Origin of the sequence: uncultured Bradyrhizobium sp., assembly GCF_964252615.1 — a bacterium.
Taxonomy (GTDB): Bacteria; Pseudomonadota; Alphaproteobacteria; order Rhizobiales; family Xanthobacteraceae; genus Bradyrhizobium.
Genome location: NZ_CAXUNQ010000064.1, coordinates 1 through 23,864 on the forward strand (window position 1 = coordinate 1; position 23,864 = coordinate 23,864).

Annotated in this window: 23 protein-coding genes; 8 read left to right on the forward strand and 15 right to left on the reverse strand. The window is 64.2% G+C overall.

Features of this window, described 5'->3' with window-relative positions; genetic code table 11:
- Window positions 1-240: 240 nt before the first annotated feature.
- Window positions 241-1,533: a DNA polymerase IV gene (locus tag ACFE72_RS21805; RefSeq protein WP_375415207.1), complete on the reverse strand. Its 1,293-nt coding sequence runs from the start codon at window positions 1,531-1,533 to the stop codon at window positions 241-243.
- Window positions 1,530-1,826: a DUF3572 domain-containing protein gene (locus ACFE72_RS21810; protein ID WP_375415208.1), complete on the reverse strand. Its 297-nt coding sequence runs from the start codon at window positions 1,824-1,826 to the stop codon at window positions 1,530-1,532. The genes ACFE72_RS21805 and ACFE72_RS21810 overlap by 4 nt, the downstream gene beginning before the upstream one ends.
- Before the next feature lie 220 nt (window positions 1,827-2,046).
- Between ACFE72_RS21810 and ACFE72_RS21815 the strand changes: the two genes are divergently transcribed.
- Both ACFE72_RS21815 and ACFE72_RS21820 read left to right on the forward strand, forming a co-directional pair.
- The gene (locus tag ACFE72_RS21815) at window positions 2,047-2,412 is read left to right on the forward strand and encodes a response regulator (protein ID WP_215606327.1); all 366 of its coding nucleotides are present in this window, start codon (window positions 2,047-2,049) and stop codon (window positions 2,410-2,412) included.
- Between the two features lie 10 nt (window positions 2,413-2,422).
- Window positions 2,423-3,796: a PleD family two-component system response regulator gene (locus tag ACFE72_RS21820; protein WP_375415209.1), complete on the forward strand. Its 1,374-nt coding sequence runs from the start codon at window positions 2,423-2,425 to the stop codon at window positions 3,794-3,796.
- 208 nt (window positions 3,797-4,004) lie between these two features.
- On the opposite strand, the gene rpmG is transcribed toward ACFE72_RS21820, so the two are convergent.
- From rpmG to topA, 6 genes are all read right to left on the reverse strand, one after another.
- Entirely contained in the window at window positions 4,005-4,172 is a 168-nt protein-coding gene (gene rpmG, locus ACFE72_RS21825) for a 50S ribosomal protein L33 (RefSeq protein WP_027537094.1), read from the reverse strand.
- Between the two features lie 125 nt (window positions 4,173-4,297).
- Complete coding sequence (locus ACFE72_RS21830) at window positions 4,298-5,623, reverse strand: LLM class flavin-dependent oxidoreductase (protein ID WP_375415210.1); 1,326 nt, start codon at window positions 5,621-5,623, stop codon at window positions 4,298-4,300.
- A 120-nt stretch (window positions 5,624-5,743) separates the two neighbouring features.
- Window positions 5,744-6,487, reverse strand: a complete 744-nt coding sequence (locus ACFE72_RS21835) for an NUDIX hydrolase (RefSeq protein WP_375415211.1) — start codon at window positions 6,485-6,487, stop codon at window positions 5,744-5,746.
- Window positions 6,488-6,615: 128 nt separating this feature from the next.
- Window positions 6,616-7,044 carry a DUF983 domain-containing protein gene (locus ACFE72_RS21840; protein WP_375415212.1) on the reverse strand — a complete coding sequence of 143 codons (429 nt, stop codon included), beginning with the start codon at window positions 7,042-7,044 and terminating at the stop codon, window positions 6,616-6,618.
- A gap of 9 nt (window positions 7,045-7,053) precedes the next feature.
- Complete coding sequence (rnr, locus tag ACFE72_RS21845; RefSeq protein ID WP_375415213.1) at window positions 7,054-9,384, reverse strand: ribonuclease R; 2,331 nt, start codon at window positions 9,382-9,384, stop codon at window positions 7,054-7,056.
- 3 nt (window positions 9,385-9,387) lie between these two features.
- The gene (gene topA, locus ACFE72_RS21850) at window positions 9,388-12,132 is read right to left on the reverse strand and encodes a type I DNA topoisomerase (protein ID WP_375415214.1); all 2,745 of its coding nucleotides are present in this window, start codon (window positions 12,130-12,132) and stop codon (window positions 9,388-9,390) included.
- 455 nt (window positions 12,133-12,587) lie between these two features.
- Here topA and ACFE72_RS21855 point away from each other — a divergent pair, with 455 nt between their 5' ends.
- Window positions 12,588-12,710: a hypothetical protein gene (locus ACFE72_RS21855; protein WP_375415215.1), complete on the forward strand. Its 123-nt coding sequence runs from the start codon at window positions 12,588-12,590 to the stop codon at window positions 12,708-12,710.
- 84 nt (window positions 12,711-12,794) lie between these two features.
- Here the strand turns inward: ACFE72_RS21855 and dprA are convergent, their stop codons facing one another.
- Complete coding sequence (gene dprA, locus ACFE72_RS21860) at window positions 12,795-13,913, reverse strand: DNA-processing protein DprA (protein WP_375415216.1); 1,119 nt, start codon at window positions 13,911-13,913, stop codon at window positions 12,795-12,797.
- 132 nt (window positions 13,914-14,045) lie between these two features.
- On the opposite strand from dprA, the gene ACFE72_RS21865 reads away from it, so the two are divergent.
- Window positions 14,046-15,287, forward strand: coding sequence for an amidase (locus ACFE72_RS21865; protein ID WP_375415217.1), 1,242 nt, complete (start codon window positions 14,046-14,048; stop codon window positions 15,285-15,287).
- 27 nt (window positions 15,288-15,314) lie between these two features.
- On the opposite strand, the gene plsY is transcribed toward ACFE72_RS21865, so the two are convergent.
- The 3 genes from plsY to ACFE72_RS21880 all read right to left on the reverse strand — a co-directional run bounded on the left by plsY (window position 15,315) and on the right by ACFE72_RS21880 (window position 18,416).
- The gene (plsY, locus tag ACFE72_RS21870; RefSeq protein ID WP_375415218.1) at window positions 15,315-15,905 is read right to left on the reverse strand and encodes a glycerol-3-phosphate 1-O-acyltransferase PlsY; all 591 of its coding nucleotides are present in this window, start codon (window positions 15,903-15,905) and stop codon (window positions 15,315-15,317) included.
- 6 nt (window positions 15,906-15,911) lie between these two features.
- Window positions 15,912-17,213, reverse strand: coding sequence for a dihydroorotase (locus tag ACFE72_RS21875; protein ID WP_375415219.1), 1,302 nt, complete (start codon window positions 17,211-17,213; stop codon window positions 15,912-15,914).
- 249 nt (window positions 17,214-17,462) lie between these two features.
- On the reverse strand, window positions 17,463-18,416 hold the full coding sequence (locus tag ACFE72_RS21880) for an aspartate carbamoyltransferase catalytic subunit (RefSeq protein ID WP_375415220.1): 954 nt from the start codon (window positions 18,414-18,416) through the stop codon (window positions 17,463-17,465).
- A 197-nt stretch (window positions 18,417-18,613) separates the two neighbouring features.
- Here ACFE72_RS21880 and ACFE72_RS21885 point away from each other — a divergent pair, with 197 nt between their 5' ends.
- On the forward strand, window positions 18,614-19,369 hold the full coding sequence (locus ACFE72_RS21885; RefSeq protein WP_375415221.1) for a lysostaphin resistance A-like protein: 756 nt from the start codon (window positions 18,614-18,616) through the stop codon (window positions 19,367-19,369).
- 80 nt (window positions 19,370-19,449) lie between these two features.
- Here the strand turns inward: ACFE72_RS21885 and ruvX are convergent, their stop codons facing one another.
- Window positions 19,450-19,923 carry a Holliday junction resolvase RuvX gene (gene ruvX / locus ACFE72_RS21890; RefSeq protein ID WP_375415222.1) on the reverse strand — a complete coding sequence of 158 codons (474 nt, stop codon included), beginning with the start codon at window positions 19,921-19,923 and terminating at the stop codon, window positions 19,450-19,452.
- 52 nt (window positions 19,924-19,975) lie between these two features.
- On the opposite strand from ruvX, the gene ACFE72_RS21895 reads away from it, so the two are divergent.
- Window positions 19,976-20,200: a hypothetical protein gene (locus ACFE72_RS21895; protein ID WP_375415223.1), complete on the forward strand. Its 225-nt coding sequence runs from the start codon at window positions 19,976-19,978 to the stop codon at window positions 20,198-20,200.
- 18 nt (window positions 20,201-20,218) lie between these two features.
- On the opposite strand, the gene ACFE72_RS21900 is transcribed toward ACFE72_RS21895, so the two are convergent.
- A complete protein-coding gene (locus ACFE72_RS21900) occupies window positions 20,219-21,124 on the reverse strand; it encodes a LysR substrate-binding domain-containing protein (protein ID WP_375415224.1) in 906 nt (301 codons plus the stop codon).
- A gap of 131 nt (window positions 21,125-21,255) precedes the next feature.
- Here ACFE72_RS21900 and ACFE72_RS21905 point away from each other — a divergent pair, with 131 nt between their 5' ends.
- Both ACFE72_RS21905 and ACFE72_RS21910 read left to right on the forward strand, forming a co-directional pair.
- Window positions 21,256-22,569: a YbfB/YjiJ family MFS transporter gene (locus ACFE72_RS21905; protein WP_375415225.1), complete on the forward strand. Its 1,314-nt coding sequence runs from the start codon at window positions 21,256-21,258 to the stop codon at window positions 22,567-22,569.
- A gap of 7 nt (window positions 22,570-22,576) precedes the next feature.
- The gene (locus ACFE72_RS21910; protein WP_375415226.1) at window positions 22,577-23,653 is read left to right on the forward strand and encodes an NAD(P)H-dependent flavin oxidoreductase; all 1,077 of its coding nucleotides are present in this window, start codon (window positions 22,577-22,579) and stop codon (window positions 23,651-23,653) included.
- Window positions 23,654-23,680: 27 nt separating this feature from the next.
- Here the strand turns inward: ACFE72_RS21910 and ACFE72_RS21915 are convergent.
- A partial coding sequence (locus tag ACFE72_RS21915) for a hypothetical protein (protein WP_375415227.1) occupies window positions 23,681-23,864 on the reverse strand: 184 nt, incomplete at its 5' end.

Below are 23,864 nucleotides of genomic sequence, written 5' to 3' on the forward strand. Positions count from 1 at the left end.
CACAAGGCCGGGCATGACGGCGAGATGTGTGCATCCAGTAGGGCTTGACCCGGCGTTTCCATCGCCTTCGGAACGACTGTTCCGAAGATGGATGGATACGCGTGTCAAACCCGCGTATGACGAGATGTGTGAATCCAGCAGGGGCCTGTCCCGGCCATCCACGTCGTTACACGTTCCAGGACGCAGGACGTGGATGCCCGGCCCTGGGCCGGGCATGACGAATGATAGATTGCTCGCTCTTTACCCCGCCTTCTCCGGCCCGTCATAGGCAATGCCCCGGATCACCGCGGCGCTGCCGAACTTCCTGCGCAGATCGTCCATTGCGCGTTCGGCATGCGCCGAGCGGCGGTCGAGCATGTCGGTGTCGTCGGCCACCGAGCCCGGCCTGAGCGCGCTTACACCTGTCCCCATCAGCCGGAATGCGGTGCCGTCGATCTCCTTCGCCAGCATCTGGCGCGAGGTGGCGAAAATCTTGCCGGCAAGCTGGGTCGGCGAGTGCATGGTTTGGGAGCGGGTGCGCTGCCTGAAATCGGCAGTCTTCAATTTGAGGGTGATGGTCGATCCCGCAAGATCGCCGCTTTTGAGCCGCGCCGACACCTTTTCCGACAGCCGCCACAGCGTCTTTTCCAGCGTTGCGAAATCGCGGATGTCGGTCTCGAACGTGGTTTCGCTCGAAATCGTCTTGGCGCCGCGATCGGGCATGACGCTGCGGTCGTCGACGCCCCGCGCCAGCCGCCATAATCTCCGGCCCTCGACCGAAAACTGCTTCATCAGATCGATTTCATCGGCGCGTTGCAGGTCGCCGATGGTGCGAAAACCGTGCTGCGACAGCCTTTCCTGGGTTGCCGGGCCGACGCCGAAGATGAAGCCGACCGGCTTGTCGGCGAGCAGAGCGCGGGCTTCCTCCTGATCGAGGGCGGCAAAACCGCGCGGCTTGTCGAGATCGGAGGCGATCTTGGCGAGGAATTTGTTGCAGGACAGTCCGACCGACACCGTAATTCCGATGTCGCGCTCGACCTGCTTTGCAAAGCGCGCCAGCACCTTTGCCGGGATCATGCCGTGGACGCGCTGGGTTCCGCCGAGGTCGAGAAACGCCTCGTCAATTGAAAGCGGCTCGACCAGCGGCGTCAGCGCCTGCATGGCTTGGCGCACCTGGCGCCCGACCCTGACATATTTCGCCATGTCCGGCCGGATTACGGCCGCGTGCGGGCACAGCGCCAGCGCCTTGAACATCGGCATCGCCGAGCGGACGCCGTAGGTGCGCGAGATATAGCAGGCCGCCGCCACGACGCCGCGCTTGCCCCCGCCGATGATGACGGGCTTGTCGGCAAGGCGGGGATCGTCGCGCTTTTCGACGGCGGCATAGAACGCGTCGCAATCGATGTGGGCCAGCGTCAGCGCGGGTAGGGCATGGTGACGCACCAGCCGCGGTGAGCCGCAGGCGCCGCAGCGCCTGGCCGCGAGGTCGTGGTCAGTGAGGCAATCGCGGCAGAAGCACCGCGGCCCTTCGGTGTCCAGCACGCTCGCCGTCACGGAACATCACGCTCCCAAGTTTCGCCCAGCGCCTGGCGCGCGGCGGCGACGTTGGTGGGGTGAAGCTGCGCGGCATCGGCGAACCCCTTCACCATCCGGTCGTCGCGCAGTACGAAATCCAGCACGCTTACGAGAAATTGCGGATCGGCCGCGGCCGAGCGCAGCGTTTCCGGCCCGATGCCGCTTTCGGCCAGAAAAGCGCCCAGGCGCCCGGGCTCGCCGGCGACAAAGGAAAGCGCTTGAATCGCCACGATTTCAGCGACTTCGCGGGGGTTATGCACACGCTTTGTCATCCCTGCTGTTTGCCTTTCCGTAACTTATGGCCTCTAGTTTGTAACTATCATGCCCGAGTCTGTCGGAATGTGCTCAAGCAAGTGCAAACCACTTTGCAGAAAGATCGCACTCGGGCTTAACAGGTTAGAGCGAATCTGGCGCTAATTTGAATTCGCCGTTGCACGGCGTCGATGGCGCGGCTGCATTGGGCGGCCGCAACATTGTTGATGGGAGGGGCGGATGGCAAAAACCGTCCTGATCGTGGAAGACAATGAGCTCAACATGAAGCTCTTTCGCGATCTTCTGGAGGCTCATGGCTACCAGACCTCGGGCACCAGCAACGGCTTCGAGGCGCTCGATCTGGTCCGCAAGCTTCGTCCCGATCTGATCCTGATGGATATCCAGCTCCCGCAGGTGTCGGGGCTGGAGGTGACGCGCTGGATCAAGGACGATCCGGAACTGCGCTCCATTCCCGTGGTCGCGGTAACTGCGTTCGCGATGAAGGGCGACGAAGAGCGCATCCGCGAAGGCGGCTGCGAGGCGTATCTGTCCAAGCCGATCTCGGTCGGCAAATTCATTGAAACGGTTCGTCGTTTTATCGGTTAGGAGAATTCTGATGTCCGCGCGTGTGCTGGTCGTCGATGATATTCCCGCCAATGTGAAGCTGCTGGAAGCGCGGCTGTCGGCGGAGTATTTCGACGTGCTGACGGCGGCCAATGGCGCCGAGGCGCTGGCAATCTGCGCCCGCGCCGAATGCGACATCATCCTGCTCGACGTGATGATGCCGGACATGGACGGTTTTGAAGTGTGCCGTCGGCTGAAATCCAGTCCATCGACGCACTTCATTCCGGTGGTGATGGTGACCGCGCTGGACAGTCCGGCCGACCGCGTACGTGGGCTGGAGGCCGGCGCCGACGATTTCCTCACCAAGCCGGTATCGGATGTGGTGCTGATCGCACGCGTCCGTTCGCTGACCCGGCTCAAGATGATGACCGACGAACTGCGCATGCGCGCCATCACCTCGCTTGAAATCGGCGTGGAGGCGCCCGAGCGCAGCGCGGTCGCCGATGCCGGCAAGGGCGGGCGCATCCTCCTGGTCGATGACCGGCCGTCGTCGTACGAGCGGCTGGCCCCGGTGCTGTCGGCCGAGCACACCGTGGACGTCGAATCCGATCCGGCGGAAGCGCTGTTTCACGCTGCCGAGGGCAATTACGACCTGCTGATCGTCTCGCTCGGTCTTGAGAATTTCGACGGCTTGCGGCTGTGCAGCCAGGCGCGCTCGCTGGAGCGTACGCGGCAGGTGCCGATCCTGGCCATTGCCGATGCCGACAACAACACCCGGCTGCTGCGCGGGCTCGAGATCGGCGTCAACGACTATTTGCTGCGCCCGGTCGACAAGAATGAATTGCTGGCTCGCGCGCGCACGCAAATCCGGCGCCGCCGCTATACCGATCACCTGCGCGACAATGTGCAGAACTCGATCGAGGCCGCCATTACCGACGGGCTGACCGGGCTGCATAACCGCCGCTACATGGAAAGCCATCTCGGAACGCTGGCCGAGCAGGCCTCGGCGCGCGGCAAGCCTTTGGCGCTGATGATTCTCGACATCGATTTTTTCAAGTCGATCAACGACAGTTACGGCCATGACGCCGGCGACGACGTATTGCGTGAGTTCGCGGTGCGGGTGCGCAAGTCGATCCGCGGCATCGATCTCGCCTGTCGCTACGGCGGCGAGGAATTCGTGATCGTGATGCCGGAAACCGACCTGCACGTCGCCGGCCTGGTGGCGGAGCGGCTGCGGCGCTCGATCGCGGGCGAACCGTTCGCGATTCAGAAGGGGGCCAAGCGCATCGAGGTCACGATCTCGATCGGGCTGTCGACCCTGGAGCGCAAGGGCGAGGCCGTCGCCGACGTGCTCAAGCGCGCCGACATTGCGCTCTACCGCGCCAAGCACGATGGCCGCAACCGGGTCGTGGCGACCGCGGCATAATGCGTACTGCCGTTCCACCGTCCCCGCGCAGGCGGAGACCCATGACCTGGCGCATGCCGTCAGGCACGGCAGCCCGACAAGGACGCTAACGCCATCCACATCATCAGCGACACGGCGCAAGGGTCCGGCCTGCGCGGGGACGACGTAGTGGCCGGAGCCGCGCACCAGCAAAACGGGATCCGAAGGCCCCGCTCAAATCCCTCAAAGCTTACTTGATCTTGGATTCCTTGAACTCGACATGCTTGCGCGCGACCGGGTCGTACTTCTTCTTGACCAGCTTGTCGGTCATGGTGCGGGAGTTCTTCTTGGCAACGTAATAGAAGCCGGTATCCGCGGTGGAGACGAGCTTGACCTTGATCGTGACCGCTTTGGCCATGCTTAAAACCTCTCATGTCTGGAATGGTCGGCGTGCCAGACAAGCTGGCCAGCATTTGGGCGCAACCTAGCTTCGAGTGCCCCAAAGTCAAGGTTTTGCGGCGATCAACCGCGCGATTCAAGCCATCAGGTCGCAAAAAACCGGTTTTCCGGCCGTGGCAGGCCGAGATTCTCCCGCAATGTCCTGCCTTCATAGTCGAGCCGAAAAATCCCGCGCTTCTGCAGTTCAGGCACCACGCGGTCGACGAAGTCGTCGAGCCCGGCGGGCAGATACGGGAACATGATGTTGAATCCGTCGCAGGCCTCGGTGACCAGCCATTCTTCCATCTGGTCGGCGACGGTTTGCGGCGTGCCGACAAACGACAGGCCGCCATAGCCGCCGGCACGCTCGGCAAGCTGGCGCACGGTGAGCTTGTTGCGCGCGGCGGCATCGACCAGGCGCTGCCGGCCGCTCCTGCTGGCGTTGGTTTCGGGAACCGGCGGCAGCTGCCCGTCGGGATCGAAGCCTGATGCATCGGTGCCGAGCTGAACCGACAGCGAGGCGATGGCGCTGTCGTAATGCACCAGGCTGTCGAGCTTCGCGCGCTTCTCCTTTGCTTCCTCGACGCTGTCGCCGACCACGACAAAGGCACCCGGCAGGATCTTCATGTGGTCGCGGTTGCGGCCGAGCTTGTCCATGCGGCCCTTGATGTCGGCATAGAGCTTTTGCCCGTCGGCGAGGGGACCGCCGCCGGTAAACACGGCTTCGGCCGTTTCCGCCGCGAGCTGCCTGCCGGCTTCGGAAGCGCCGGCCTGCACGATCACCGGCCAGCCCTGCACCGGGCGGGCGATGTTGAGCGGGCCGCGTACCGAGAAATACCTTCCCTTGTGGTTCAGCACATGCATTTTGGCCGGGTCGAAATAGAGACCCTGTCCGACATCGCGCACGAAAGCGTCGTCGGCAAACGAGTCCCACAAGCCGGTGACCACGTCATAGAACTCGCGCGCGCGCTTGTAGCGCTCGGCGTGTTCCATGTGGTCTTCAAGCCCGAAATTCAGCGCCGCATCCGGATTGGACGTGGTGACGATGTTCCAACCGGCACGCCCACTGCTGATGTGGTCGAGCGAGGCAAAACGGCGCGCGACGTGATAGGGCTCGTCGAAGGTGGTCGAGCCGGTGGCAATCAGCCCGATGTGTTCGGTGGCGCCGGCCAATGCGGACAGCAGCGTGAACGGCTCGAACGAGGTCACGGTGTGGCTGCGCTTCAGCGCCGAGATCGGCATATTCAGTACGGCCAGATGGTCGGCCATGAAAAACGCGTCGAATTTTCCGGCCTCAAGCTTTTGGATCAGGCGCCTGAGATGCGCGAAATTGAAATTGGCATCCGGCCATGCGCCGGGATAGCGCCAAGCGCCGGTATGAATACTGACCGGCCGCATGAATGCGCCGAGTTTTAGTTGACGTCTTGGCATTGCCTCATCCTCAACTTCGCCATTCCGGAATGCGCCTCTTGGCGCAGGCCCGGAATCCATACACTCCGATGGTGGTTATGGATTGCGGGCTCGCGCTTCAGCGCGCCCCGGATGCCGGCATTAGGGACTACCGCCCAGCACATCCCGCTGCATCCTGCCGCCGTAGAAATGGAAAAACGGCACCGGGGCCTCGTGGCTGAGCGGCCCGGTGGCAAGACGTTTCTCCAGTTCGTTCAGGACATTCTTGGTCATGGGGTGCAGATCGGCCAGCGGCTTGGAACCGATCTCGACCCAGACCAGTTCCACCAACTCGGCAGCGGCGTGAACAACGCCCTGTACATGATGGGTGATAGCCGACGCATCCGCCGTGAAAAACCGGGTATCGAACCGCCGCACCCGGCCGGGCGGTGTGATCGCGCGTGCGATCAGGAACAGGCCCGATGGATCCGGCAGCAGCCCGGCGTCGGAAAACGGCTTCCACACGCCGTCGAGTTTTGGCGCGGCGCCGTCGCTCTTGCGGCCGAGGCAAAGCCCGGTTTCCTCGCAGGCCTCGCGGATCGCGGCAATCGCCAGCGAACGCGCGCGCGATGGCGGCGTCTTGGGACTGCCCTTCATGAGATTGGCTTCGAGTTCTTTCGAGATCGGCGCGGCGACCGGAACGCGGTTGTCCAGCGCATCGACACGCCCGCCCGGAAACACGAACTTGCCCGGCATGAACACCACCTTGTCGTGGCGCTTGCCGACCAAAACTTTTGGAATTGTGCCGCTGCGATCGATCAGGATCAGCGTCGCGGCATCCACCGGCCGGCGATAGGGGTGGTGATCGGCTTCTTTCTCTGCTTTGACGACTGCCGCTTCGTTCATTTATACGCCCCACATTTTCCTTTCGTCATTCCGGGATTCGCCTCTTGGCGCAGGCCCGGAATCCATAATCACCAATCGTGGTCATGGATTCCGGGCTCACGCTCCGCGCGCCCCGGAATGACGGTTAGCTACGGTTCAGGATTCTTCTCGTCAAATCCATGCATGCGCAACGCCCACTGTACGCCGACCACCGCCCCCTTCACCGGCTGCAGCAAGGCCAGCGACATGATCAGCGTCAGCGGCAGATAGATCGCCAGCTGCAACGGCACCGAGGGTGAATAATCGGTCTCGATCCACAGGATCATCGGCACCACGATGTGGCCGACGATGACGATCACGAGGTACGCCGGCAGGTCGTCGGCGCGATGCGGGGTATAATCCAGTCCGCACGCCGAGCAGTGATCGCCCACCTTCAAAAACGCACCAAACAGTTTTCCCGTGCCGCAGCGCGGGCAGCGCCCGCGAAGCCCGCGTTTCAGCGCAGTCCATACATCGCGTTTTTCTGCGGCCGCGAAATCCCGAGTCCAGACTTTGGTAGGCTCGCTCACGTTTTCCATGACTTTTCCTTAAAAAGACTTGCCTCTTTTCGACTTGACGGGCCTGCTCCTGCCCGGCGCACGGACTTTCTTGCGCGGGTTGCGTCCCGGCCGGTCTTTCGCTTGTGCCTCGCGTGGAACGCCGGCGTTGCCACGCGGTTGCTCTCGCCTTCGTCCACGCGCCGCCACGCGTCCTTCCGACAGCAGTTCAAACCGCAACGCGCCCGCCACGGGAGCCGCTTCCACCAGACGCACGTCGACCACGTCCCCCAGCCGATGCATGGCCCCGCTGCGGGAGCCGACCAGCGCATGGCGCGTCTCGTCGTAAGTGAAATATTCGGTGCCGAGCGTGCGGATCGGGATCAGCCCGTCGGCGCCGGTATCGGTGAGTTTTACGAACAATCCAGCGCGGGTGACGCCGGAAATCCGGCCCTGAAAGGTTGCGCCAATACGGTCGGCCAGAAAATGTGCGATCAGGCGGTCGGCGGTTTCGCGCTCGGCCTTCATGGCGCGGCGTTCGGTGACGGAAATTTGCGCGGCGACTTCGCCCAAGGATTCCACGGTTGCGGTTTCCGGCAACGCGCCTTCGCCAAGCCCAAGGCCGCGAATCAACGCGCGATGCACGACGAGATCGGCGTAGCGCCGGATCGGCGAGGTGAAATGCGCATAGCGCCTCAGGTTCAAGCCGAAATGGCCGTAATTCTCGGCGGAATATTCGGCCTGGGCCTGCGAGCGCAACACCACTTCGTTCACCAGCGGTTCGGAATCGTGGCCCTTGACCTGCGCCAGCACGCGATTGAACAAAGAAGGGCGCAACGCGCCGCTCTTGGCGAACGGCAAGTCCAGGGTTTTCAGAAATTCCTGCAGGTTGTGAACCTTCTCCAGCGTCGGTTCATCGTGCACCCGATAGATAAGCGGCAGCGCCTTCTTTTCAAGCATTTCGGCCGCCGCGACATTGGCAAGGATCATGAACTCTTCGATCAGCCTGTGTGCATCGAGCCGCTCCGGGACGATCACGCGGTCGACCGTGCCGTCCGGTTTCAGCAGAATTTTCCGCTCCGGCAGATCGAGATCGAGCGGGCTGCGTTCGTCGCGCGCGCGCCTTACGCAGGCATAAGCGGCATAGAGCGGTTTCAGGATCGGGTCGAGCAGGGGCCCTGTGGTGTCGTCGGGCCGGCCGTCGATGGCAGCCTGCGCCTGCGCGTAGCTCAGTTTCGCCGCCGAGCGCATCAGGATGCGATGAAACGAGTGCGAGCGCTTGCGGCCGTCGGCGCCGATCACCATGCGCACCGCCAGCGCGCCGCGCGGCTCGCCAGGCACCAGCGAGCACAGGTCGTTGGAGATGCGCTCGGGGAGCATCGGCACCACGCGGTCCGGGAAATAGACCGAATTGCCGCGCGTCAGCGCGTCGCGGTCCAGCGCGGAACCGGGCCGCACATAGAACGCCACGTCGGCGATGGCGACGTTGAGGATGTATCCGCCCTTGTTGTTCGGATCCGGATCGGGCTCGGCGTGCACCGCGTCGTCGTGGTCTTTCGCGTCCGGCGGATCGATGGTGACCAGCGGCACGTCGCGCCAGTCCTCGCGTCCCGCCGGCGTTGCGGGTTTTGCCTGTTCGGCTTCGCGCAACGCTGCCGGTGAAAACGCCTGCGGTATCTCGTGGGCATGGATCGCGATCAGGCTGACGGCTTTTTCGCTCGCCAGCGATCCGAGCCGCTCCTTTACTTTGCCCGACGCGAGCCCGAATGCCCGCGAACGCACCAGTTCGACGCTGACGAGATCGCCGTCCTCGGCGCCGCCAGAATCGGCCCTGGCGATATTCAGTTCGCGGCCGGCCTGTTTCTTGTCCACCGGCACCAGCCGTCCGCCGCCGTCGGCAAGCCGGCGAAAGATCCCGAGCACCCGGGTCTTGGCATGATCGATTACCTTGATGACGCGGCCGCTATAGGCGCCCTCGGCATCGGGCTTGTCGACCCGCAGCAGCGCGCGGTCGCCGACCCCGGCCGCGGTGCCGGGTTGCGGGCGGCGCGGGACATGGATGCGGATTTTCGGCGCCGCGCCGCTCTGCTCCTCGTCCCATTCGGTGGGGGTGGCGATCAATTCGCCGTCGCTGTCGCGCCCGGTGATGTCAGCCATCACGGTCGGCGGCAGCGCGGCAGGCTCGCGTATTTTTCTGCCTTGTTTGGCGATAGTGCCTTCATCCGCGAGTTCGCGCAGAATTCGCTTGAGTTCGACGCGGTCTGCGTTCTTCAGTCTGAATTCCCGTGCGATCTCCCGCGTGCCGAGCTTTCCCGGATGCGCGCGGATGAATGCGACGATGGCATCCCGGCTCGGAAAGTTCGGCTTGCGCGCTTTGGTCAAGTTTTATCCGCTCGCCTTGCCGGGAGTCTTCTGGACGGCCGGCGTTGCGGGTTTGGTGGGCGACGTTTTCGCGCTCGCGGTCACCGGCGCGCGCGCCTTGCTGGCAGCGTCCGACTTCGGCTTGGCCTTTTTTGCCGCGGCTTTCTTGGCGGGTTTGGAGGGTTTTGGATCGGTGCCGGCTTTGGCCGCAGCCTTCTTCGCCGGCGGCTTCTTCGCGCCGCGCTTCGGCTTGCCGCCGCCCTTGGCAACGCGTTCGTCCAATAGCGCGACGGCCTCCTCGAGCGTGATGGTCTCCTGGGTCTTGTCGCTTGGTATGGTGGCGTTGACACCGCCCGCGGTGACGTAAGCGCCGTAGCGTCCACCCTTGACCGCAACGCCGCCCAGGGTCGGATGGTCGCCTAGCGGCCTGCCGGGATCGGCGCCGAAACGACGCGTGCTCGGCCCTTTCAGAATCCGCTCGGCAATCAGCGTCACCGCGCGATTGAGACCGATGGTGAACACCTCGTCGCCGGCTTCCAGGCTCGCATAGGTTTTGCCATGCTGCACATACGGCCCGAAGCGGCCGATGCCGGCCTTGATCGGTTCGCCGTCCTCGGGGTGCTTGCCGACTTCGCGCGGCAGCGACAGCAGTTGCAGCGCCAGTTCCAGCTCCATGTCGGCGGGCGACGACCCTTTCGGAATGCCCGCGCGCTTCGGCTTCTCGCCCTCGCCGTAATCCTTGGGCTCGCCCAACTGGATGTAGGGACCGAAACGTCCCGCCTTGACCGCGACATCGAGGTTCGTTTCCGGGTCCTTGCCGAGGATGCGGTCGCCGGTAGCTTCGCCATCGGCGGCAAGCGGACGGGTATACCGGCATTCCGGATAATTGGAGCAGCCGACAAAGGCGCCGAACTTGCCGGCCTTGAGATTGAGCTTGCCGGTGCCACAACTCGGGCACTGCCTGGGATCACCGCCGTCCTCGCGCGGCGCATAGATGTGCGGCCCCAGCATGTCGTCGAGCGCGTCCAGCACCTGCGCTACGCGCAAATCCTTGATTTCATCGACGGCGCCGATGAAATCGGTCCAGAAATCCCGCAAGACCTGCTGCCAGGAGATCTCGTTGTTGGAGATGCGGTCGAGCTGTTCTTCGAGATTGGCGGTAAAGTCGTATTCCACATAGCGCGCGAAAAAATTTTCCAGGAACGCGATCACGACGCGGCCCTTGTCCTCGCCATGCAGGCGTTTTTTGTCGAGCCGCACATAGCCGCGATCTTTCAGCACCTGCAGAATCGAGGCGTAGGTCGAGGGCCGGCCGATGCCGAGCTCTTCCATGCGCTTGACCAGCGAGGCTTCGGAAAAGCGCGGCGGCGGTTCGGTGAAATGCTGGGTGACCGCGAGATCCTGCCGTTTCAGGACTTCACCTTCGCTCATGGCGGGAAGCCGGCGGCTATCCTCGTCGTCGCCGTCGTCGTCGCGGCCTTCCTGATAAAGCGCGAGAAAACCGTCGAATTTTATCACCTGGCCAGTGGCGCGCAGTTCCAGGAGGCGCGATCCGGCCCGGGCGGCGATGTCGACGGTGGTGCGTTCCAGCTCGGCGGATTCCATCTGGCTCGCGATGGTGCGGATCCAGATCAGCTCGTAGAGCCGCGCCTGATCGTTATCGAGGCGACGGCGCATTTCGGCGGGGCGGCGCGACAGGTCGGTGGGGCGGATCGCTTCATGCGCCTCCTGCGCGTTCTTGGCTTTGGTCTGATACTGGCGCGGCGTATCGGGCACATACGCGTTGCCGTAATCTTCGCCGATCACCTTGCGCGCCTGGATGATCGCCGAATTATCGATCTGTACGCCATCGGTTCGCATATAGGTGATAAGACCGGCGGTCTCGCCGCCGATATCGATACCTTCATACAGTCGTTGCGCGATCCGCATCGTATGCGCCGGCGCGAAGCCGAGCTTGCGGCTGGCCTCCTGCTGCAGCGTCGACGTGGTGAACGGCGCCTGCGGATTGCGCCGCGCCGGTTTTGCTTCGACGGTGGAGACCGTGAAGTTCGCGGCTTCGATGGCCTTTTTGAAATCTTCCGCCTCGGCGCCGGTGCCGATATCGAGGCGCTGGATCTTCTTGCCGTCGGCGCCGACCAGCCGCGCCTCGAAGGCGTCGCCGCGCGGCGTGGTCAGCGTGGCGACCAGCGACCAGTATTCGCGCGGAACGAACTTTTCGATTTCAAGCTCGCGATCGCAGACCAGTCTCAAGGCAACCGACTGCACGCGGCCCGCCGACCGCGCGCCCGGAAGTTTTCGCCACAGCACCGGAGACAGGGTAAAACCCACCAGATAATCCAGCGCGCGGCGCGCCATGTAGGCGTCGACCAGCGCACCATCGATCTGGCGCGGGTTCTTCATCGCCTCCGTCACCGCCTGCTTGGTGATGGCGTTGAATACCACGCGCTCAATCTTATGATCCTTGATCGCGCGCTTCTCTTTCAGCACCTCCAGCACGTGCCACGAAATCGCCTCGCCTTCACGGTCGGGGTCGGTTGCGAGGATCAACCTGTCGGCCCCCTTCATGGCGCGGGCGATGTCATTGAGCCGGCCGGCTGCCTTGGGATCGATCTCCCAGATCATCTGGAAATTGGCCTCCGGATCGACCGACCCGTTCTTTGCCGGAAGGTCGCGGACATGGCCGAACGATGCCAGAACCTCGTAGGAACCGCCCAGATACTTGTTGATCGTCTTGGCTTTGGCAGGCGACTCGACAATAACGATATTCATGTAATTCCAGTGGCTTACAGGGAGATAAAGGGCCGCTCATGCGGGATTCGCACCGGCCGTTTCGAGGCGAACATGGTGGCCCCGGCGCTTTAAGTCAAATCGCCAGGCGTTGAACAGGGGGCGAGGACGCGCGATATTTTCGCTGCTAAGTTGTGCAAAACATGCCCGCAGTTGCGCTCTCATAGCGGGTGGTTATAACGATTACGCAATTTTGGATCGCGTCCCCCTCGGCAAAAGGAAGACTGCGGATGTCAGGCCGAAAGAACTCTCCGCGGACGTCCAAACCGTCGGCGTCCAAGCTCTCTGTCCCCAAATCTTCGACGTCCAAATCTTCGGCGTCCAAATCGTCGGCGTCCAAGTCTTCGGCGTCCAAGCCCTCAGCGCGGAAGCCTTCGGCGCCGCAGCCGCCGCGCGATGGTGGCCCGGAAGAGGCCGCAAGCCATATTGCGGACGGGGTGACCGATCTGGCGCGTCTGGCGCGCCGGCATAGACTGGACATGCTCGGTTTCCTGCTCGACATGGCGCTGATGGAGGCCAGGGATGTCCGCCGTCGCGGCAAGCGAAGGCCGAAAGCCTGACTACCGTGTTGCCGGCGGATCGCCGATCTGTATCGGGTGATAATTGGCCAATGCGCCAGATGACGCCGACCGCAAATGACGGCGTTAGACCAGCGACACCAACCCGCCGCCATGGCGCTCGAGTCGTCCGGCCAGTTCAAGCTCGAGCAGCACGGTGCGCACCACGGCCGGCGATGTCCCCGCGATCCGGATCAGGTCGTCCAGGCCGACCGGACTAGGCCCAAGCAGGCCGACAATCCGCGAGCGGTCGCCGGCATCGGGTTCGGCGGCTTCGGGCGGCGCTTCCTCCGGCTCCCGCGTCGGCAATTCCACCGGCCGCTCCATGATCGGCGCGACCGCATTGATGACGTCCGATGCCTCCGTCGTCAGGATCGCGCCCTGCTTGATGAGGTCGTTGGTGCCGGCGGCGCGCGGATCGAGCGGCGAGCCGGGCACGGCGAACACCTCGCGGCCCTGTTCGGCGGCGATACGCGCGGTGATCAGCGAGCCGGAACGATGCGCGGCCTCGACCACGACCACGCCGAGTGCCATGCCCGAGATCAGCCGGTTGCGCCGCGGAAAATCCCGCGCGCGCGGTACGTGACCAAGCGGCATTTCGGAAATCGCGGCACCCGACCGCAGAATGGTTTTCAGCAGATCTTCGTGTTCCGATGGATAGACACGGTCATGGCCGCCGGCCAGCACCGCCACCGTGCCGCCCTCGAGGCTGGCGCGATGCGCCGCCTGGTCGATGCCGCGCGCGAGGCCGGAGGCGATGACAAATCCGGCGTCACTTACGTCGCGCGACAGCCTGCTTGCGAATTTGAGCCCGGCGCCGGAGGCGTTACGCGATCCGACGACGGCGATCATCGGCCGGGCCAGCACATCGAGCGCGCCGCGCACGCCGAGCAGGGGCGGGGAGTCATCGATCAGCGCCAGCCGCGACGGATAACCGGGTTCGGTAGGTGCGACCAGGCTGACGCCGATGTTTTTGCCGGCGGCGATTTCGGCTTCCGCATCGTCCTTGCCGAAGATGCGGTAGCGACGCGCGGCGCCGCCGCGCCGCGCCAGGTCGGGCAGGCCGTCAAGTGCTGCCCGCGCGCTGCCGAAATGGTTTATCAGCGACCGAAACGTCCGCGGCCCGACATTGTCGGACCGTATCAGCCGCAGCCAGTCGATCCGCTGCTCGTCGGTGAGATGGGTCGAGTTCTGAGTGTTGTTCATGCCGCCTGCCCGGGACCCAGCATCAAACACGGCGGCACGACGAGCAACTTACCGGCGGTTGCATCGACCGATGCGCTTGCCCGATCCCGGCGCGATCCGTAAAAGTGGTCGGCTGTCTCAGGAATCATGCCGATGCTGTCGCTCGCCGAACTCCAGCGCCGTATTCGCTCCGGCGATCTCTCCGCCGAGGCGGCGATAGTCCAATCGCTGGACGCGATTGATGCGCAGGAAAAAACCATCGGCGCTTTCGTCTGCCGCGCGGAAAACGTACGCGCGCAGGATGCGGGTCCGCTGCGTGGCATCGCGGTTGGTATCAAGGACATCATGGATACGGCGGATTTGCCCACTGAAATGGGTTCGCCGATCTACAGGGGCTGGCGGCCGCGCGCGGATGCGGCTGTCGTGACGATGCTCAAGGCGGCCGGAGCTACGGTGGTCGGCAAGACCACGACGACGGCATTCGCGGCCAACGATCCGACTGCGACGCTCAATCCACGCAACCACGATCATACGCCGGGCGGCTCGTCGTCAGGTTCGGCGGCGGTTGTGGCGGCCGGAATGGTTCCGCTGACGCTGGGCACGCAGACCGGCGGCTCCGTGATCCGGCCGGCCTCGTTCTGCGGCGTCGCCGCCATCAAGCCTACGTACCGGCTGCTGCCGACGGTCGGCGTGAAATGTTTTTCGTGGACGCTGGATACGGTCGGGCTGTTCGCGGCCGGCGTTGAAGATCTGGCGCATGGACTGTCGGCGATGACCAACCGGCCTGAACTTTTGCCGGGCGCCGCGCCGCGGACGCCGCGTATCGGCGTCGTAACGCAGGATTTTGCCGGCGCTCCGGAAACGGATGGTGCGGAGGCGGTGCGGGTTGCGATCCGTGCCGTGGAACAAGCCGGCGCGTCCGCTCGTGCCATTCAACTGCCCGAGGTGGTCGCGAAAGCATGGCGCATTCATCCTGTCGTGCAGGATTTTGAAGCGCATCAGGCGTTCGCCTGGGAATATCGCGCCAATTACGACGCGATGCCGCCGCTGTTGCGGGGACGGCTCGACGAAAGCAAGGGCATCATGGCTGCCGAATACGATGCGGCGCTCCGCGTCGCGGGCCAGGGCAGAGCCGCATTGGCCGGCATATTCGAGGACGTCGACATATTACTCACCTTTTCGGCGCCGGGCGCCGCGCCGAAGGGACTGGCCTCGACCGGCGATCCGCGTTTCAACCGGCTCTGGACCCTGATGGGCGTTCCCTGCGTCAACGTTCCCGCTCATGTCGCCGACGGCGGATTGCCGGTGGGCGTGCAGGTGATCGCCCGATTTGGCGACGACGCCGGCGCGCTGGCCGGTGCGCGCTTCGTTGAAAAGGCGCTGGCGCGGTTGTAGGGACGGATTTGCGAACGCCAGTCCGCCCTACGACTTTTCCCCGATCTGCCCTTCGGTTCCGGCCTGCAACCGCCTGATGTTGTCGCGGTGGACGTAGAACAGCAGCAGGGTCAGCACCGCGAACAGCGAGGCCAGCGCAGGGTGGCCGAACCACCATAAGAAGATCGGTGTCACGAAGCTTGCGATAAATGCCGAGAGCGACGAGTAGCGCGTGGTGGCGGCGGTGGCGAGCCACAGCACGCAAAATACCACTGCTGCAGGCCAGAACAATCCGATCAGCACGCCGATGTAAACTGCGACGCCCTTGCCGCCCTTGAAATTCAGCCACACCGGAAACAGGTGGCCGAGGAACGCCGCCAGCGCCGCCAGCATCGCGGCCTCAGGGCCGCCGAAAGTGCCCGCGATCACCACCGCGGCGGTGCCTTTCAGCATGTCGCAGAGCAGCGTCGCTGCAGCGAGGCCCTTGCGGCCGGTGCGCAGCACATTGGTAGCGCCGATATTGCCGGAGCCTATCGAGCGCAAATCCTGCGTGCCGGCAAATCTGGTGAGGATCAATCCGAATGGAATTGATCCCAGCAGGTAGCCGATCACCAGCGCCAGGATGTAAGTGCCGGTCATGGAACCTCACACATGTTCATAGACGGTGCGTCCGCCGACGATGGTGCGCGCGACGCGGCCCGAGAACCGCGACTCGTCGAACGGCGTATTCTTGCATTGCGATTTGAGGTCAGCGGGATCAAGCACCCAGGGCGTGTCGGGATCGATCACGATCACGTCCGCCGGCGATCCCACGCGCAACGAACCGCCGGGCAGGCCCAGCAGTTCGGCTGGTCGTGTCGACATCGCGCGGATCAGGGTCCTGAAATCCATTTTGCCGCCGTGGATCAGGCGCAGGCCCGCGGGCAGCATGGTTTCCAACCCGATCGCGCCGGCGGCGGCTTCGGCGAACGGCAGCCGCTTAGTCTCGACATCCTGCGGATTGTGATCGGACATCACCACGTCGATCAGTCCGGAGGCTACCGCGGCAACCAGTGCCAGGCGATCGTCTTCGGTGCGCAGAGGCGGCGACACTTTCAGGAAAGTTCGGTAGGGGCCGATATCGTTTTCATTCAGGGTCAGGTGATTGATCGAGACCGATGCCGAGACGGCAATCCCCGCCTCGCGCGCGCGCCTGAGAATTTCCAGCGATTCGATGCAGGTCAGCGACGCGGCGTGATAACGTCCACCGCTGAGCGCGGCGAGACGGACGTCGCGCTCCAGCATGACCGCTTCGGCAGCATTCGGGATCCCGACCAGCCCCAGGCGCGCGGCGAACTCGCCCTCGTTCATGACGCCTTCGCCGACCAGATCCGGGTCCTCGGTATGGTGCACGATCAGCGCGTCGAAATCGCGCGCATAGGTCAGCGCCCGCCGCATCACCTGCGCATTGGTCACGCTGCGGTCACCGTCGGTAAAGGCTACCGCGCCGGCCGCCTTCAGAAGGCCGATTTCGGTCATCTCGGCGCCCGCCATGCCCTTGGTCAGCGCCGCCATCGGATGGATGTTGACGATCGCGGTGTCGCGAGCCCGGCGCAGAATGAAATCCACCGTCGCGGAGTTGTCGATCACCGGCTTGGTATCGGGCTGGCAGATGATGGTGGTGATGCCGCCTGCCGCCGCCGCCTGGCTTGCCGAGGCAAAAGTCTCGCGGTGGCCGGCGCCGGGCTCGCCGACGAATGCGCGCATGTCGATCAGCCCGGGAGCGACGACCCGGCCGGCGCAATTGATGATATCGGTGCCCTCCGGCACGCCGGCCGCACCGATGCCACGCCTCGAATCGCGGATCACGCCATCGGCGATCAGCACGTCGCCGACGATGTCGAGATCGCGCGACGGATCGATCACGCGGGCGTTGGCGAGCAGGATCGGACGGCGGTCAGTCAGCATCGACACGACCTTTCGCCGTCATTCCAGGGTGCGAGCGCAGCGCAGCGAACCTGGAATCCAGAGGAGAGAAGCGCATGTATCTCTGGATTCCGGGTTCTGGCCTGCGGCCAGCCCCGGAATAACGGAGATGCGGCCGACGCCAATCCCGTCATGCGCGGGCTTGACCCGCGCATCCATCCTCTTCGCACCAATCTTCCGAAGCGGATCGATTGCCGGGTCAAGCCCGGCAATGACGCTGATCCCGTCGCGCTACGCATTCGGCAGATTCCTCGCCAGCGCTTCCAGCACCGCCATCCGCACCGCCACGCCCATTTCCACCTGTTCGCGGATCAGCGACTGGGCGCCGTCAGCGACGATGGAGTCGATCTCGACGCCGCGGTTCATCGGTCCCGGATGCATCACCAGCGCGTCGGGCTTGGCGTAGGCCAGCTTCTTCTGGTCGAGGCCGAAATAATGGAAGTATTCCTGGCTCGAGGGCACGAATGAGCCGTTCATCCGCTCGCGCTGCAGCCGCAGCATCATCACGATATCGGCACCGTTCAAACCCTCGCGCATGTCGCGCGCAACCTCGACGCCCATCCGCTCGATGCCGCGCGGCAGCAGTGTCGAGGGAGCGACCACGCGGACCCGCGCGCCCATGGTGTTGAGCAGCACGATGTTGGAGCGCGCCACCCGCGAATGCATCACGTCACCGCAGATCGCAATCACCAGACCCTCGAGCCGGCCTTTGTTGCGGCGGATGGTCAGCGCATCGAGCAGCGCCTGGGTCGGATGTTCATGGGCGCCGTCGCCGGCGTTGATTACGGAGCCGTCGACCTTGCGCGCCAGCAATTCGACGGCGCCGGATGCGTGATGCCGCACCACCAGGATGTCCGGATGCATGGCGTTGAGCGTCACCGCCGTATCCATCAAGGTTTCGCCCTTGCGCATCGAGGAAGAAGACACCGACATGTTCATGACATCGGCGCCGAGCCTTTTTCCCGCGATTTCGAACGAGGACTGGGTACGGGTCGAGGCCTCGAAGAACAGGTTGACCTGAGTGCGGCCGCGCAGGGAGGTGCGCTTCTTGTCGACCTGGCGATTGAGCTCGACATACTCTTCGGAAAGGTCGAGCAGGCCGGTAATGTCAGCGGCGGAAAGGCCCTCGATTCCCAGCAGATGCCGGTGACCGAGGACAAAGGTCGATTTCGATGCAGGGGTCATTAAAACGAGAGCTATAGGGGGGGATGTCATGCGGGGCAAGGGCGAATAGGGGCCTTGCGAGTTATCCCCCGGTCTGTCCGAGCGCCGTCATGCCGCGCTTGTCGCAGGCATCCACGTCTTTAATAAATTTGCCGCACAATAAGGCGTGGATGGCCGGAATAAGCCCGACCATGACGAGCATCAGCCAGGATCATTCGATGCGGATTTCTGAAACCTCGGTTCCCGCATTACGTCAGCCCCGGGTCTGGAAATTCGTCGGCACCAGCCTGTGGGGGCTGGTGATCTTCGCCGCGATGTTCGCCGGACAAATGCTGGTGGTGGGATACTTTGTCCTGAGCCGGGGAGCCTCAGCCGATCTCGACCTGGTCAGGACCGTGCTAAGCAGCGGTGTCGCGATTTCCATGTCGGTCATCATGGGATTGCCAGCGGTTCTCGCGGCGCTATGGCTGGCGACGCGCGTGGCGCGCGCGCCGTTTGCCGAATATCTGGCGCTTCGCTGGACCTCGTGGAGCAATCTTCTGGCCGGTATCGCCGGGCTGATTGTGCTGATCGCCGGCTGGGACCTGCTGTCGCGGGCGGTAGGACGCGAGATCGCGCCGGGCTTTATGGTCGACGTGCTGAAGTCGGCGCGTGCCGATGGCGCGCTGTGGCTGCTGGCGCTCGCGTTTTGCGCGGTGGCACCGGCGACGGAAGAATTTTTCGTGCGCGGATTCCTGTATCGCGGCTGGTCCCAATCGTTTCTACATCCGGCCGGCGCCATCGTGCTGTCGTCGCTGGTGTGGACCGCGATGCATCTGCAGTACGATCTGTTCTTTCTCGGCGAAGTGTTCTCTATCGGGCTGTTGCTTGGTTATCTGCGCTATCGCTCCGGCTCGACCTGGCTGACCGTCGTGCTGCACGGCATCAACAATCTGGCTGCGACGCTGCAAAGTATCTGGCTGGCCGGGCCGTAAATCGCCATTGCGGGGAGCGCTCGATGAAGCAATCCAGACTTTTGCGGTTTGGATTGCTTCGCTTCCGCCGGAAATGCCGGCTACCCCAGCGCCGCCAGCCGGTCCAGCGCGCCCTGCAGGATGAAAATCGCCGCGTGCTCGTCGATCACTTTTGCGCGCCGGGCGCGGCTCATGTCCAAACCGATCAATTCGCGCTCCACGGCAACGGTGGAGAGCCGCTCGTCCCATAACGCGATGGTCAGATCGGTCAACCGCGACAGGTTGCGGGCGAAAGCCCGGGTCGATTGCGCGCGCGGGCCTTCGCCGCCGTCCATGTTGATGGGCAGGCCCAGCACAAAGCCGGCGGCGCTGCGTTCCCCGGCAAGGGCGAGCAGCCGCGCGGCATCGGCGGTAAAGTTCTTGCGCGCGACGGTTTCCACGCCGGTCGCCAGCCTGCGATCAGGGTCGGACACCGCAACGCCGATGGTCTTGGTGCCGAGATCGAGCCCGACCAGCGCGCCGCGTCGCGGCCACTGCGCCGCCGCCTCGATCAGGGGTAAGATAAATGCGGGCATGGCACCGCATACCACGTGGCCCGTAATCGATGCAAAGCGAGCAGGGCCGGTAATGGACTGGCTTACCTTATTCGGATTGTTCGCCGTCACCGCGATGCTTGCGTTCTATGCACTGGAGGATCGCGGTCACTGGTTCATCCTCGGCTTTGCGGCGGCCTGCGCGCTGGGGTCGGTCTATGGTTTTTTGCAGGGCGCGTGGCCGTTCGGCCTGGTCGAAGCGATCTGGGCCGGCGTCGCATTCCGGCGCTGGAGCGTCAGGCGGCGAACGCGCGCATAGCGGAGGGTCGGCGTATTCCTATCTGCCCGTCTTCATGCGCCGTCCCTCGCGTTTACGCGCCAAGCCTTTCGCGACCAGCGCCATCAGGGTGCGCAATGCCAGCACCGGCGGCGAGACTTCACCTTCGCGCCAGATCAGCGGCGTGACCATCTCGCTCTGGGCGCGCGGAATGCGGTTGCGGCGCACGAGCGCCTGCGGCATGGCATCGAGCACCGCCTCGGGCATCAGGGCAATCCCGGCGCCGGCGGCGACGCAGGCGACGATGGCGTGATACGAACTGAGTTCCAGAACGCGCAACGTCGCCAGACTTTCGCGCTTCAACCAGCGCTGCAGCACGCGGCGATAAGCGCAGCCGTGAGGGAATGCGATGAGGCTTTGTCCTTCGGCATCGCCAGGGCTGGTGATGGGCGGGTGGTCCGGGCATGAGATCAGCACGAGGCTTTCGCGGAACGCGGGAAGATGGGCGAGCCCGCGCGCCGACGGAAGCTCGGCGATAAAGGCGGCATCGAGCCGCCGTTCGGCCACCGCGCTCACCAGCATGTCGTTGGTGCCGGTGCTGAGTTCGAGGTGCACGTCGGGATAACGCCGATGAAAGTCGGCAAGGATGCCCGACAGGCGGCTTGCGGCCGTGCTCTCCAACGCGCCGAGCTTCAGCAAACCCCGCGGCGCCGCGCCGGAAACCGCATGGCGCGCTTCTTCCGAGAGGCCGATCAAGCGCTCGGCATAGCCGAGCAGCAGTTCCCCGCTCGGCGACAGATGAAGCCGCTGGCGGTCGCGGTGGAATAGAGGAACGCCCACCGCGGTTTCAAGCTGCTTGACGCGCGTGCTGATGTTGGAGGGTACGCGGTGCAGTTTGTGAGCGGCTTTGACGATGCCGCCTTCTTCCACGACGGCCTTGAACACCTGCAGATCGGTGAAGTTCATGTTCAGCTTTCCAGAACCGGGCCGCAGCGTTGCTAAAATAGAGAACAACTCGTTCGTTATTATTCATTATTCAAGAAGCAAAATCCAGCCTATGCCTGCTGCAACGGAATGCAAGCCGCCGGGTGCGTCGAATGTCAGGATTGCCTTGCAGTGGTTTCCAGGCCGGCGTTTCAACCGAAGCGCCGGTCAGGGTTGCCGCCGTAGCGTCGGTAACCGTTGCCGAACCATCGGGCGCCGGTGCGGTCCGGTGGACCGGCCTTATCGCTCTGGCGGTGGCGATGGGTATCGGCCGCTTCGCTTTCACGCCGTTGTTGCCGCTGATGCAGCAGGACGCCGGCGTGAGCCTGGTGCAGGGCAGCTGGCTCGCCACCGCGAACTATGCAGGTTATCTGGTCGGGGCTCTGATCTGCGTTTCTTCGCCCCCGGCGCCGGCGCACGCCGTTCAATGGGGGATGGTTTCGATCGCGTTGTTCACCGCGGGCATGGGACTGACGGGCGAATTGGGGCCCTGGCTCGCGCTGCGTTTTCTTGCCGGCGCGGCCAGCGCGTTCGTGCTGGTCGGCGTATCGGCCTGGGCGATGCCCATTCTGGCGCGGCGGCATCAAGCGTCACGGTCGGGGCAGGTCTTTGCCGGGGTCGGCGCCGGCATCTGCCTTGCCGGCCTGGTCGGTCTTGTCGCCGGCGTGACAGCCTTGGGTTCGCGGCCGACGTGGATCAGTCTCGGCGCGATCGCCGCGTTCTTGGCTCTCGCGCTGTGGCGGCAGCTCGCGAAAGAGGACGTGCAGACGACCGCGATGGCGGGCTCGCAAGCTGCGCCGCTGACCTGGCAGGCGTGGATCGCTGCGCTGTGCTATGGCGCGTTCGGTTACGGATACATTATTCCCGCCACGTTTCTGCCGGCGCTGGCGCGGGAGGTGACCGGGGATCCGGCGGTGTTCGGATGGGTTTGGCCGGTATTCGGCGCTGCCGCCGCGGTCTCCACGGTGTTGGCCGCGCGCCTGCCGGGGCTTTCGTCGCGGCGCCTGTGGGCTCATGGACAATGGGTGCTGGCACTGGGCGTGGTGGCGCCGCTTTTCGCGGTCAATCTTGCCACGCTGGTGTTCGCCGCCTTGTGTGTCGGCGGTACGTTCATGGTCATTACCATGGCCGGAATCCAGGAAGCGCGGCGGCTCGGCGGCGCGCGGCCGGCGCGGGTGATCGCCGTCTACACAGCGGCGTTTGCGTCCGGGCAGATCGCCGGATCCTCGATGGTCGGCCTCTCCGGCGGCGGGCTGCTGCTGCCCGGCGTGCTTGCGGCGCTGGCGCTGGCGGCGAGCAGCCTCGCGCTACGTCTGACCGCGCGTGCTTCAGGCGACCCGGGTCGAAATTCGATGCGATGCAGAATCCATGCTATTCCAGATCACGCACCGGTCAACGACCGGAGCCAATCCCTCATCATCAAGTGAGCTGACCATGTGGCCCGACCGCAGAATTCTTGACCTGTTCAAAACAGAATTTCCGATTGTGCAGGCGCCAATGGCCGGCGTGATGGACGCCGATCTGGTGATCGCAGCAGCGCAAGGAGGCGCGCTCGGCGCGCTGCCGTGTGCGATGCTGTCGGCGGAAAAGACGCGTGAGCAGATCGATATCATCCGCCAGCGGGTGTCCGCGCCCGTCAACATGAATTTCTTCTGCCACACGCCCGTAAATGCCGATCCGCGGCGTGAAGCCGGCTGGAAACAGCGGCTGGCGGCTTACTATAATGAGCTCGGGATCAATCCCGCAGCACCGGTCAACCTGCCCAATCGTGCGCCGTTCGGTGCCGCCATGTGCGAACTGGTGGAAGAGCTGAAACCCGAGGTGGTCAGCTTTCACTTCGGGCTGCCGGAGCCCGCGCTGCTGAAGCGGATCAAGGCGGCAGGCTGCATCGTGATCGCCTCCGCAACCATCGTGCGCGAAGCGACCTGGCTTGAGCAGCATGGCGCCGATGCCATCATCGCACAGGGCGCGGAGGCGGGTGGCCATCGCGGCACGTTCCTGACGGAGAACATTGCGCAGCAGCCTGGCACCTTCGCGCTGGTCCCCCAGATGGTGGACGCAGTGAAGGTCCCGGTGATCGCCGCCGGCGGTATCGCAGACGGGCGCGGCATCGCCGCGGCGTTTGCGCTGGGCGCAGCCGGCGTTCAGATCGGCACCGCCTATCTGCATTGTCCGGAATCCAGGATCGTCCCGCCGCATCGCGCCGAACTGGCTGCCGCCCGCGACGAGTCCACCGTCATCACCAATGTGATGACCGGGCGTCCGGCTCGCGGGGTCGTCAACCGGCTGATGCGTGAGATCGGGCCCATCTCCGTGGATGCCCCGGCATTTCCGCATGCCGCGACCGCGCTAGGCCCTTTGAAAGTCGCAGCGGAAAAGCTCGGCAAGGTCGACTTCACCAATCTCTGGGCCGGGCAGGCGGTGGGGATCGGCCACCGCATGCCGGCGGCGGAACTGACGCGCGCACTGGCTGGTGATGCGCTGAAGCGGCTAAGCCGGCTTGCGGGATAATCAACGCTTTTTCATCATATCTTCTCGTCATTGCCCGGCTTGATCCTGCCGTATGCACACATCTCTGCCGTCATTGCCGGGCCTGACCCTACTGGATTCACACATCTCATCGTCATGGCCGAGCTTGACCCGGCAATCCATCCCGCTTCGCAAAAGCCTTTTGCCAAGAGCGATGGATAAGTCGGTCAAGCCCGCGGTTGACGCGGCGTGT